This window comes from Pedobacter westerhofensis (genome assembly GCF_900182595.1).
Taxonomy (GTDB): Bacteria; Bacteroidota; Bacteroidia; order Sphingobacteriales; family Sphingobacteriaceae; genus Pedobacter; species Pedobacter westerhofensis.
On sequence record NZ_FXTN01000007.1, the window covers coordinates 370,480 to 382,071 of the forward strand.

Genomic DNA, 11,592 nt, shown 5'->3' on the forward strand with positions numbered 1-11,592 from the left:
TCTGGCCGGCTTTTTATTGTATTGAATTTTATGAGTAAATCATTAGTAAGTACTGAGGTAGGTTTTAATCGGGTCAATATCTTCAAGATTTTGACCCCACACCCCCTATAACCTCACTTTGTTATAAGCTTGCCTGGACTTTGCTCGGAGACATACCTTAGTGAGTCCAGAGTAAGGAGTAAATCGCATGCCATCATTCAGCTAATAAAATGTTTTGCTAATATCTGCAAGAGCACCTCTGGGATCGCATAACCGTTACCCACCTAAAGGTTCCTGATCACTGAACGTACACTGTTCGTGTATAGTTCGTACGCTGGTTGGTATTGACATCATATTGGGGGCGGATTGACGGCGTGTTGGCACCATGTTGGCAGCACGTTGGAGGCACTAAAAGTGCAGCCAACCTGCTGTCAACATGGTGTGAACATCGACTCAAATAGCTTCCAATACTGAGCAATACCAAACCAATACCAAAACAGTAATCAACCATAAACAGAAAATAGAATGTCAACTTCAAAAAAGAAGAATGTCCCCTTCACTGGAATTGGGCAACACAGTAATCTACCCGATAAATGGGCATCGGGTAAAACGGATCACTGAAAAAAATGATGGGCCACCAACCACTCTGCAGCTTGTTACGCGGATGGTATTTTCTGTACCGTCTAATTTGTTTAAATCTGTAAAAGGATTGATCAATCGGGCTTTATACAGTATGTAGAATTCTCATGAAAGCGAATTGCCCCTTTTGTAAATTGAATAAGCTTTGCTAAATCTGCTCCGTGAAATGCCCAGATGCATGGCGATATATTCATTGTTGATCCTGTTGATCATCGCAGGGTTATCATTAAGAAAAATTCTTACTTTCTCTTCAACGTTTAATTTTAGCAGGTGCTGATAGTATATAAACTGACGCTCTTTTTCTGCCTGCAGGTGAAGCAGGAATGATACCATATTAGGATAGGTCTTCATCAACTTTTTAAGATTGCGGTAGCTGATTGATAACAACTCTCCGTCTTCAAGCATTTGCGTAGACTCCTGCCTGCTTTGGCAATTCAGAAAGTTATCAAGGTCGAAGATAATATCATGTTTTTTCCAAATCCTTGTAATGATCGGTTTATCATTAATGTTATCTCTATAAAAGGTATGTGCGATGCCGGTATTTAGGTATAACAGGTTACCGTCGCCACGTGATCCGGCTTCTTCAAGGTACTGGCCTTTATTGACGGTTCGCAGTTCGCTCATGATGATGAGGGAATCTATAAATTGCAGGGATATGCCCGCGGCAAGCAGTTCTAATTTAGGTAGAAGTTCTCTTCTTATTATTCTTTCCAGTCTTACCTGGCCGGTATGGTTTTCAAGGATTTTCATAGCATTATAATTTAGATGTTAAGAATGGGAGGAGAAGCGACGAAAACTGTAATTTTGAGTTATTGATCTGAAAATCAATAATGCTACAAAGCATATGGCTAGCATGTCGTAAACTATCTCCTCCCACTTAGAGTGGATGCCCTCATTTTGATCATTGTAAATTGATGTCTTCATGTTCGGTAGTGTATCACTAATTTAATCATGATACTCTTTAAAGTTGTAAACGTGTTTTACAAAAGACAGTTACGCTTGTTACAAAGTGACGTAACATTTGCTACATAGGTAATTGATGTCAATGGTGAGTTAGATGTAGCATTTGATACATTCAGAGCGACTATTCCACATTTTGTATCAAATGTTAATAACTAAAATAGGAAGATGATAAATCAATTTCTTAAATTGGTAATACAAAATCCAGATAAAAAAAAGTCCTGTGAGTGGGTGATCCGCGAAGGGCAGGCACCACATAATCTGTTCTTTAGGAACAGGAAAATAATGCAAACGCGGATGTCAAATTTGGCATCCGCGTTTTGCACCATATCACCTGCTGAGTTTTAGCGCAATCATTATAACTTTGTTTATGAAGAAGTCTATATTGCCTGCAGATAGCCAAACAGCCCATTCTCAAAATGAAACAGATCATGTTTCAATTATGCGGTATAATTCTGATTCAGGGAGTAAAAAAGCCAGAATCGAACTGCGGCAAAATCTGTTTAGCTTTTTGCTGGAAGGACAGAAAAGTGTTCAGTATGCAGAAACACAGGTAACAATCAACCCTGATCAATTTATGCTGCTTTCAGCTGGTAATTGCCTGATGAGGGAAAAGATAACGGCAGAAGGTGGCCGTTACAGAAGTATTCTGCTCTTCTTTGACAATAATCTATTAGTGGATTTCTTCCTCCGTCATCCGCACACGCTGGGGGCGTCAAATAAAAAAATCAACGAAGTGCCTTTCTTATTGTTTGAAAAGGACGCGTTTCTGATCAACTTTATTGATTCGCTTGGATTTATGCTCTCCTCCGGTCAGGCTCCATCCGTTGAAATGCAGAAATTGAAACTGGAGGAGCTGCTGCTTTATCTAAGTGAGCATTATCCAGAGAAGATCCAGAGCCTGCGCAATTTCAGTTATGAAGCTGATAATGATTTGCTGATCCGTCAGGCGATCACCGCTAATATTTATAACACGGTGACAGTTGAGGAATTAGCTTTTCTGTGCCATATGAGCCTTTCTACCTTTAAACGCCGCTTCGCCAGGATCCATGGCACCTCGCCAAACAGATGGCTTCTCGAAAGGAGAATGGAGAAAGCGGCCGAGATGCTTAAACAAGCTGAATGCAAGGTTAGCGAGATCTATTTTGAACTTGGCTATGAGAATCTATCAAGCTTTATCCAATCGTTTAAGCAGGTTCATGGTGTAACGCCCAAGCAATACCAATTGTCAAATTGAACGTTTAACAATACTTTTTGAACGTCAGGCTATCTACCGCTGTTCGTCTTCAGAATACCTTTGAATAACAATTCAAATACTAATTCAGAAGATTATGGAAACATCAATAACAGCAGCTGGCTCGGCATTAGAGCCAACTTTCACCCTAAAAAGTAATGAGCTTGGCGGTCAATTGACAAACAAGCAATTCGCTAATGGCATGGGCTTTTCTGGCGAGAACCAATCCCCACAGCTGTATTGGGAGAATGCCCCAAAAGAAACACAAAGTTTTGCAGTAACGATGTATGATATGGATGCACCAACCGGAAGTGGATTCTGGCACTGGGTGGTTTTTAATATTCCTACACATATGCAGGAACTTCAATCGGGGGCGGGCGATCCTGCAAGTAACTTGCTTCCTGAAGGTGCTGTGCAAAGTAATACAGACATGGGAACTCCCGGCTACGCAGGTGCAGCTCCTCCAGATGGCCCTGCGCATCGTTATCTGATTACAGTTTATGCTTTGAGCAGCAAGTTGGAACTGGATTCAAATGCTACTCCAGCTTTTGTAGGTTTCAATATGCATTTTGCCACGCTGGCCAAAGCGTCGCTATTGGTTTACGGACAGAAAAAGTAAGTACGATTTCAATTAGAAAACATGAACAAGCAATATTTTACAGAACTGGCTGACTATATCATTTGGGCAGATCAAAAAGCTATCGGGTGGTTAAACCAAATCAATGATCAGCAGTGGGAGCAGGTACTGAACAGTAGTTTCAGCAGCATTAAACAGACGGCAATTCATATCGCCAGTGCGGAGAAGATATGGGTCGACTTCTGGACGAGCAAGCCTGATCCGGTTTATTTGTCTGCAGAGTTTAATGGTACAAAGGATGAGCTGGTACAGATCTGGAAAGAGTCATCAGCGAGCTTGAAACATTTTATTGAAAACTATCCTGAAGAAAATTATCTTCAGGATGTTACTTTCAGAAAACCGGATGGAGAGGCTGGTCAGATGGAATTTTACAAGACATTTCCTCATATGGTTAATCATTCTACGTATCATCGCGGGCAATTGGTAACACTGTTGCGCCAGGCGGGGTTTACAGATCTTTGTTCGACGGATTTATTTACGTACTATCGGATGATCGGCATTGACTTCTCACCACCACGCGATATTAGTAAATAAAGTTTTCATTTGTAGATGTTGTAACCTTTTACAAAGCTAAGCTGGTGACTCGGTTGATATAGGCTGATATGCTTTGCAGCGGCATTGAGCAATGATCCCGTATTGAAGCCGTGGTCTTTAGGATGGTAATGTGGAGCTGCAATTCTTTGTTACACTGAAGCACCTGTAGAAGTGCGGGAGTTTCCTCGCGACGGAATATATCACCACTCAGCTCTGAATTCAAATAGTAGTCTGCCAAGATCTGTGTACGCTACTGTTAAAATATTTGGTGTATAGTCCCAAGTAACACTAAATGCTGCCTTAGTACCATTGTCTTTAATAAATTGAATCAATTCTTCATCGGTCTTAAGAAGCCTTGTTGTGGGCTTGCTAACATATAGTCTTGTAGATGATTTCCCGTAAGTGATTTCCGCCTTATTGAGCAGATAACGCCAAAGCTCAATTTCGTATGGATCCCCAATTTTTTCGCTACCAACCACTCCATCATAAGTGACATCTACCAGATATACGATGTTATTTCTCTCTGTGATTTCAACTGATAGACCGTTATGTGGACCTGAATTTGCAATAACTTTAAATGATTTTTCGCCATTTAGTGTTGTGGTTTCTAATGCATTTTTTTCAAGGCTTTTGTGTACTGCATCAAAAGGCTGTCCTATGTAGCTATTTAATTTTACAACATCTAGTTCTATTGTTTCAGGTCCATTGCTTATAGGGGCATCTGCAGTTTTGCTACATGCAGCAAAAACTACTGTTGCAAATAGCATAATAATTAGTTTTTTCATTTTGGAAAGTTTTAATTTTTAAGAAGTTAAATAAGATTTGCAATATATTGATAAACTATCTTAGTTGTAGAGATTATAATAACCTAGGTGCTATCTGATGAACCGGAGATCTTGGGCGTTGGAACCTGTTGATTCAATCCATTCTAATTAAAAATGCCCGTATGTCTACTAGGGCTTTCCATCGGGGATGTTTAGTAATGCTCTAAGTTGTGATGTTCACTTAAATAATGATACAGTTCACATCTTTTGTAGCGTTAGAGAAAGGATTATAATACAGAATATGTTTTATGACTTCACTGAATGACGGTTTCTTAAATACTTTATCAGGTCAGATTCACCCATAAATCTGTTTCGTGGAATGTAAAGTCTTTTTAGGAAAATGTAGTTGATCGGAGGATGACCACAAGACTCATAATCATTTGGTCGATGGTTCGGGCCTATTTTTGCCTATAATCCCTCAAAATAGCCCGTAGATGAAGCTTTTTCTGCCGGAATTTTATAGCCCTTAATCACAGGATGTTTCGAGGATCAATCCGATCAATACCAAAACTTTTGGAGCAATCGATAAAAGTATAGTTTTGTAATTCTATACAGTTTTTATATTATGGTTTTTGCTGTAACGTTTTAAGAAACTTAGTTATATTTCATTATTATTGGCAAGCAATAAGTCACTTTAATTAATTCTTATGAAAACCGTCCTCTTTTTATTTTCTTTCCTTATTTTCTCGGGTGCTGTTTATTCACAAACAATTAAGCTTGATCTTTCCGGGAACGATCAAAACAATGTTTTTATCGTTCAAAAGGACGGCTTGAATGTACGATTAGATTCAGAAGGCAGGCTTCAAAATAAAAGCATTTCTACTTTTGACAACCTTGGCAATAAACCAGTGAAGTATGATCTGAACGGTCGATTGAGGGAGATTGACGGTTTAGCAATTGATTATGATATCAACGGCCGTGTCCGTCAGATTGGGGACAAAAAAATAGATTATGATATTAATAACCGGGTTCGCCAAATAGGAAATTACCGGGTTGATTATGATATCAATGACCGTGTTCGTCAAATTGGGGATAAACGAATAGATTATGATATTAATAACCGGGTTCGCCAAATAGGAGATGATCGGGTCGACTATGATATCAACAACCGTGTTCGTCAAATTGGGGATAAACGAATAGATTATGATATTAACAACCGGGTTCGCCAGATAGGAGATGATCGGGTTGACTATGACATCAATGACCGTGTTCGTCAAATTGGGGACAAGCGAATAGATTATGATATCAAGGGCCGAATTCGCCAAATAGGAGATAAACGAATTGATTATGACATCAATGGTCAGATTCGCGAAGTTGGCGATTTAGGTGATAACGTCTTGCTCCTTTACAAAACAATTCAAAGTTTTAACAATAAAAATGTTCATTAATTGTAATTATTTCTTCTTATTTGTCGTGAGCCACTGCTGATATCTTCTTTGCAAAAATCCATTCCCATCTTTAAGAAATTCAGGTGTGGCTATCGTAAAGTGATCCCCGGGATAATAAGCGAAAACGAAGCTAGAATTTAATTTCTTCATTTCTCCGTCCAGTAACTTAACGGCATAGTTTAATAAGAAGTTGTCCTGATTACCTACGCTGATCATGACCTTACCGTCAAGATCGTTTTTGACTTTATCCCAGTTGGTTCTGAGGTATAAAGAAACATCATACTGTTTCCAATGTTCAAATACTGCTGTATCGATCTGACCATTACGATAATCTAAAATACGCAGGGGTTCACCATTACTGCCTTTCTTACTGAATACAGCATCAAAAGAATGCATTTGTTCGCCGCGGTAGATCACATGTTCCATTTGGTAGATATTGCGCATACTAAACCAGGGAAAGAAGCCGGCAATCGTGCCTGTCTGGTTAAGCACACTGTCCTTGCCGTAAAACATGTTCTGGTGTTCATAAAGGTCTACTTTTTGAAAGCTGCGGTAATCTACAGGATCGGGCGAACTTGACCAGCAGCCGTTAAAAACTTTGGGATAACGGGTTTGCAGTGATAGCACTGTCCAGCCGCCGCTGCTATGTCCGTTTAAAAACCTGGCGCCATTACAGCGGTAAGTCTTTTCCAGTTGGGGGATAAAATCCTTTGTAAGCGCATCGCCCCAGGGGCCGTTATTTTCGCTGTTTGTATATGCGCTGTGGCCTAGGGGGCAATTTCCATCAAGATAAACCGTGATACAGGCGGTAGTATCCATTGGTGCTGATGGATTTGGTGATCCGGAATACCGATGGTAATCTCCGCCATAGCCAGAAACCAAAAACTTGACCGGAAATTTCCGTTGCGCCTGGGTGTAATATTCTTTCGGCAGGATCACGGCTGCGTTTACAGTAACCGGCCTGTGATGGAAAGTACTTAACAAACCCGACGGCACCTTGATCTCTTTTACATATTGCGTATTGCTGAATACAGGCTCGGGAATTTTTTGATCAGCCCTGAGCACATAAATATGATCAGCATCTTTTTTCACCGTAATTTTTTGCGAAGTACTGTACAGGTTGCCGGGGCTCTGGCCAATGCTGCGGCCACCAAGATTACGGTCAAAAACTACCTGAACGTAGTAACTGTTCCGCTCCATATCCGAAAGCGGAACGGGGTAAGAAATAGCTTTGTCATCAAACACAATCGCTGTCCCGGGCTTTACATTTTTCACATAAAGCCTGAAACATGGAAATATGTCAAGGCCAGCCGTGCCTTCTTTAGGTGTCTTGGAATCTTTAGAAAAATAAAGTAAAACATGGCCTGTAAATGGCTCTTGCAATAAGCTATCCGGAAAGCTCACACTGAACTTTTGTGCAGACGCTCCGGATGCAAGAAAAAGTAATAAAAAAACATATAAAATCGATTTTTTCATAAATGCTTGATGATTTGATACAAAGTTAGGGTTTTATGACCGATTCTTTGAATCATCAGAGTTGCCGCGTCACATTTAATGGCAATCAGATCTGAGCAGGTTCAAAACACTTAGCTTTTAGCAATAAAAAAATCCTATGGTGTGATACGTGAGAAATAGAAGAACTATTGCGATACCTTGAACTGAATGCTTGATAAAACGTTATTCTTTCTTTCCTGTTTTATCTTTGCTATATGTAGCCTCCTTGCGCAAGGCGTTCCCGATGCCACCACAAAATAGAGCCTACCCATTAATGATTATTCTGAAGAAGATGTTCTTCAGAAGGTTATTCTTAGAAAACTGAATGGTTAAGTTGGTCAGATGGAATTTTACAGGATATTTCCGCATATGGTTAATCATTCTAGGTACCATCGCGGACAATTGGTAACGCTGCTGCGCCGCCAGGCAGGGTTTACAGATCTTTGTTCGACAGATTTATTCACATACTATCGAGTGATAGGCATTGATTGAGTGAGATTGGAACTGGGTTGCCAGATTTCATAAGGCAACCCAGTTAGTATTCTACATTTTTATAAATGTTAATTTTTTTGGAAAAATCGAAGCCTGCGCTTTTTCTACATTGACACCATATTGAGGACTTTCAATAGCAGTCATTATCAACTTCTTATTATCAGGTGATATTGAAAATGAAAGTTTCCATCTGAGTGAAGTTGGATTTTCGGCAAAATGGCCGGTCAATATATCATGATTTTTGCTATTTGTTCCTGAAAACGAATTATGGCCCTCTTTTATACTTCCCTTTTTCCAATTCGTATTATCACTTACAACGTGGTTTTGATTGGTGAATTTGTGGAAACCTACTATACAATCCATCTTGTAGCTTTTAAAATCAAAATTCTCTTTATGGAAGTAAAAAGTTACTTCTAAAGAATCGGTTTTTGCAGTCCATGTGCCGACGAATTTTTCAAGGCTAGGATTTTTTACATTCGCGCCATTAATGATTCTATCTTTCAACTGTGCTTTTATACTTAATGTAAATAAGATGAGTAAAGAGGTTATTACTAGTCTGTAATTTTTCATATTTAACAAGGGTTTGGTGTAACTGAATTATTAACTAATTTTTTCGGAGTCCAGGTTCTATTTGTACTGTCGTACTCTAAAAGTTTTAGTCCCGAATTGTTTTGATCTAAAAATTGCAGAAAGTTCTGCAGATTTTGAGCTGGTGTATTGGATGAATTGACATAGTCATCTTCATAGAATAAGGAAAGTGGATTACTACCGGGGTTAATGAAAGCAAAAGTGGATGCAAATGATGTAAACAATGTGGGGTTATCTATAGTTAACATGTAGCCTTTTCCAGCATCTGTAAAGACTCCATAGAAAAAACTATTTGGATCGCTCATTAGCCCGTGGTATTTCAGTTTGGCGAGCGTAACAAGATCATCAAATGAGTAAATTGATAGGTCTCCCGAAGAATGGGAATGCATCATACCATTTATTCTGTCATATAGGGAGAAACTTATTCCTGATTGGCCAATCCCACCCTGAATAGGGATTGGGTTATCTCCATAAAATAATACTCCTTTTTCATAATTTAACCCAGTAGAGGCGCGGAGATTATCAATCCAGGCCCTTACTTGTCCATTAGCATTTGCGGTTGCTAAAACAGCACATGGATTAGCTGCTGAAGGAGTTGGCGTTGGTACCGGCAGGAAAATAAAAGGGTACCAGGGATTAGCTGGATTTGACGGGTGAGCTGGACTAGATGGATAAATCGTCACCTCATTCAAATGAATCGGATTAGGATTTCCCGGGAAACCTGGTCCCGGGGTGCTGGCGTATTTAGCATGGCAAAAGGGAGGCAGACCAGGAATTGGATCAAAATTTCCATTTTCATCTAATGGACAACCGTCAGGATCACTTTGTGGAGGCTGCGCATTCGAAAAATGAATCATAGCACAGATAATGGATATAAGCAATAGTACTTTTTTCATTTTTTAAATATTTCTAGGTTCGTAAATATTGTGTTTGGAACCTCCAGAAACTTATCAGAGACACCATTTGTACGATGATGTCCTTGCTGCAGATTGTTTTCAAGCGAATACGTTAAATAGTATCCTGAAAAGGTTTGATTTTCGTTGGCAATTTTGGTTACATCGCTTGTTTGGTCTGGATGGATTTCTGCCACAAAAATATTCATTGCACCATGTACCCCTGGTGTGAATACCAGTTCACGATAGCCATTTGGATTCATACTTTGAGTAAAACTTTTATTGACAGAATAATCTGCTAATGGGACTACAATCATGGGTATTTTTTGGTCACGTGGTAGGATTTTATTCAATTTTTCCCACTCAGGATACCCAATGAATTTTGCTTTGGAACCTAATTTATCCATAGCTTTCTGATATAGTTCTTGGATTTCATTTGAGGATAAATCCCGAACCCGCCTAATAATGTTTGATTGTGAAATGTTAGGGTCCAATCCGGTTTTGCTGCAGGAGCAATACATCAGGTTTAAGATTATGAAGGCACAGCACCGATAACGATGTCTGCTACCCAATTCATTAAGAATAGCATGCCTAATTGTACTAAAGTGGTTTATCATTTTACATGAATTAAAATTTATAATAGATCGGCTGGCCAGCTCAGCTACAATTATAAAGAGTAATTAGAACGGTTCCAAATAAGGAAAGAAACTATACTTTTACTAAATTATTTCGGATCCTGAAATAGAGGAAAAACTAGAAACTTGTCTCCAAGTTACCTAAGCGATCTATTAAGATCTCTAACCGGACAAAATGCTCAGCAGCATATTCACAATAAGATTATTGAAATAGCAAAAGAAAAGCTGTCTGCCACCAGTCTGTCAATCAGCGGGATTGCTTACGAACTTGGTGTTGGGCACCCGCAATCCTTCAGTGCATTGTTTAAAATGGAGACAGCGCTATCTCCATTGGAATTTAGAAAGTCCTTTAGTTGATCACAGCGGTTGACAATGGTTTTTCACCTACAAAACCACTTACAAAACCGGGATGTAATAATCCACAATACACTTTTTCTCAGGATGTGCCCTGTAATCATTGTGGTAGATTTCAAAAGGATCCCGGTCGGCCTTTTGATATCCGTTTTCGGCCATCCACACAAAAAGGCTATTCCAGGATTTTTCAAACTCGCTTAAAGCAATTACAAAACTACCGACAATAAATTTCCCTTTTTCGATGGAGATTTTGCCAATATTCCCGGAAACCTTTACAGGTTCAGTCAAGGTAATACAGGCACTCATTCTTACTTTTTCGGGACTGGTGGTTTTAAAGCTATCATGATAAACAGTAACCATTTTTGTATCGGGATGCTTTAACAATCCTAATGGCGTTGCCCATTTAACCAATGTGTCATAAGCCGGTGCAATGTTCTGTACACCGATGCTCGTTACATAAGCCAATTCCAATTTGGCCATTTCCCTGATTTCAATTTTTGCATTCATTTCTATCCAGTTTTTTAGATGATCAATGCTGCAAATGTATTCCTCAAAGACTACCTGCTCTTGTCCGTTCTTGCTTTCAATTTTACCAATCTTGCTAAATCTGCTGTTGTTTTGTTTCCGGAATTCAGACGGGCTGATATGGTAATGTTTTTTAAAGGCTCGTGTCAGGGATGAATTACTGTTAAAACCGAATTGAACTGAAAGCTCAGTGATACTTACTTCCGGCTTATGCATCAGAACAGAGGCCACTTTTTCGATTCTCTTTCTAACAATGTAAGCATTTAGTGTTTCGTTTGTAATCGCCTTGAATACCCTGTGAAAATGAAAGGGCGAAAAGCAGGGAGTGTAAAGCGAACTGTGTCAACACCACTTCTTCCTAGGTGGAGGCGGTCAGCCTCCACCTAGGAAGAAGTCGCCGAAGGCTTTAAGTCGTT

12 protein-coding genes and 2 pseudogenes are annotated in these 11,592 nt (G+C 39.5%); 6 read left to right on the forward strand and 8 right to left on the reverse strand.

The window, feature by feature from the left end:
- Positions 1 to 723: 723 nt before the first annotated feature.
- Entirely contained in the window at positions 724 to 1,368 is a 645-nt protein-coding gene (locus FN831_RS15770) for a Crp/Fnr family transcriptional regulator (RefSeq protein WP_142529135.1), read from the reverse strand.
- 580 nt (positions 1,369 to 1,948) lie between these two features.
- Here FN831_RS15770 and FN831_RS15775 point away from each other — a divergent pair.
- The 3 genes from FN831_RS15775 to FN831_RS15785 all read left to right on the forward strand — a co-directional run bounded on the left by FN831_RS15775 (position 1,949) and on the right by FN831_RS15785 (position 3,983).
- Entirely contained in the window at positions 1,949 to 2,815 is an 867-nt protein-coding gene (locus FN831_RS15775) for a helix-turn-helix domain-containing protein (RefSeq protein WP_142529136.1), read from the forward strand.
- Positions 2,816 to 2,909: 94 nt separating this feature from the next.
- Positions 2,910 to 3,431: a YbhB/YbcL family Raf kinase inhibitor-like protein gene (locus FN831_RS15780; protein ID WP_142529137.1), complete on the forward strand. Its 522-nt coding sequence runs from the start codon at positions 2,910 to 2,912 to the stop codon at positions 3,429 to 3,431.
- A 21-nt stretch (positions 3,432 to 3,452) separates the two neighbouring features.
- A complete protein-coding gene (locus FN831_RS15785) occupies positions 3,453 to 3,983 on the forward strand; it encodes a DinB family protein (RefSeq protein WP_142529138.1) in 531 nt (176 codons plus the stop codon).
- A 200-nt stretch (positions 3,984 to 4,183) separates the two neighbouring features.
- Here FN831_RS15785 and FN831_RS15790 read toward each other — a convergent pair whose 3' ends face one another.
- Complete coding sequence (locus FN831_RS15790) at positions 4,184 to 4,768, reverse strand: hypothetical protein (protein WP_142529139.1); 585 nt, start codon at positions 4,766 to 4,768, stop codon at positions 4,184 to 4,186.
- A 686-nt stretch (positions 4,769 to 5,454) separates the two neighbouring features.
- Between FN831_RS15790 and FN831_RS15795 the strand changes: the two genes are divergently transcribed.
- The gene (locus tag FN831_RS15795; protein WP_142529140.1) at positions 5,455 to 6,195 is read left to right on the forward strand and encodes a hypothetical protein; all 741 of its coding nucleotides are present in this window, start codon (positions 5,455 to 5,457) and stop codon (positions 6,193 to 6,195) included.
- A gap of 6 nt (positions 6,196 to 6,201) precedes the next feature.
- Here the strand turns inward: FN831_RS15795 and FN831_RS15800 are convergent, their stop codons facing one another.
- On the reverse strand, positions 6,202 to 7,671 hold the full coding sequence (locus FN831_RS15800) for an alpha/beta hydrolase-fold protein (protein WP_142529141.1): 1,470 nt from the start codon (positions 7,669 to 7,671) through the stop codon (positions 6,202 to 6,204).
- A gap of 360 nt (positions 7,672 to 8,031) precedes the next feature.
- Here FN831_RS15800 and FN831_RS15805 point away from each other — a divergent pair, with 360 nt between their 5' ends.
- A complete protein-coding gene (locus tag FN831_RS15805; protein WP_142529142.1) occupies positions 8,032 to 8,181 on the forward strand; it encodes a DinB family protein in 150 nt (49 codons plus the stop codon).
- Between the two features lie 51 nt (positions 8,182 to 8,232).
- On the opposite strand, the gene FN831_RS15810 is transcribed toward FN831_RS15805, so the two are convergent.
- From FN831_RS15810 to FN831_RS15820, 3 genes are read right to left on the reverse strand one after another with little or no spacing between them, the layout of a single operon-like run.
- Complete coding sequence (locus tag FN831_RS15810; RefSeq protein WP_142529143.1) at positions 8,233 to 8,751, reverse strand: DUF6705 family protein; 519 nt, start codon at positions 8,749 to 8,751, stop codon at positions 8,233 to 8,235.
- 2 nt (positions 8,752 to 8,753) lie between these two features.
- Entirely contained in the window at positions 8,754 to 9,665 is a 912-nt protein-coding gene (locus tag FN831_RS15815) for a hypothetical protein (protein ID WP_142529144.1), read from the reverse strand.
- On the reverse strand, positions 9,662 to 10,069 hold the full coding sequence (locus tag FN831_RS15820) for a hypothetical protein (protein ID WP_142529145.1): 408 nt from the start codon (positions 10,067 to 10,069) through the stop codon (positions 9,662 to 9,664). Before FN831_RS15820 ends, FN831_RS15815 begins: the two co-directional genes overlap by 4 nt.
- A gap of 351 nt (positions 10,070 to 10,420) precedes the next feature.
- Between FN831_RS15820 and FN831_RS15825 the strand changes: the two are divergent.
- Positions 10,421 to 10,654: pseudogene (locus FN831_RS15825) on the forward strand (helix-turn-helix domain-containing protein); the annotation flags it as partial.
- A 39-nt stretch (positions 10,655 to 10,693) separates the two neighbouring features.
- On the opposite strand, the gene FN831_RS28265 reads toward FN831_RS15825, so the two are convergent.
- Together FN831_RS28265 and FN831_RS28270 are read right to left on the reverse strand one after the other, a co-directional pair.
- Positions 10,694 to 11,158 (reverse strand): AraC family transcriptional regulator, encoded by a 465-nt coding sequence (locus FN831_RS28265; RefSeq protein WP_262711886.1) that lies wholly within the window; start codon positions 11,156 to 11,158, stop codon positions 10,694 to 10,696.
- Positions 11,159 to 11,281: 123 nt separating this feature from the next.
- Positions 11,282 to 11,482 (reverse strand): annotated as a pseudogene (locus FN831_RS28270) (helix-turn-helix domain-containing protein); the annotation flags it as partial.
- Between the last annotated feature and the right edge of the window lie 110 nt (positions 11,483 to 11,592).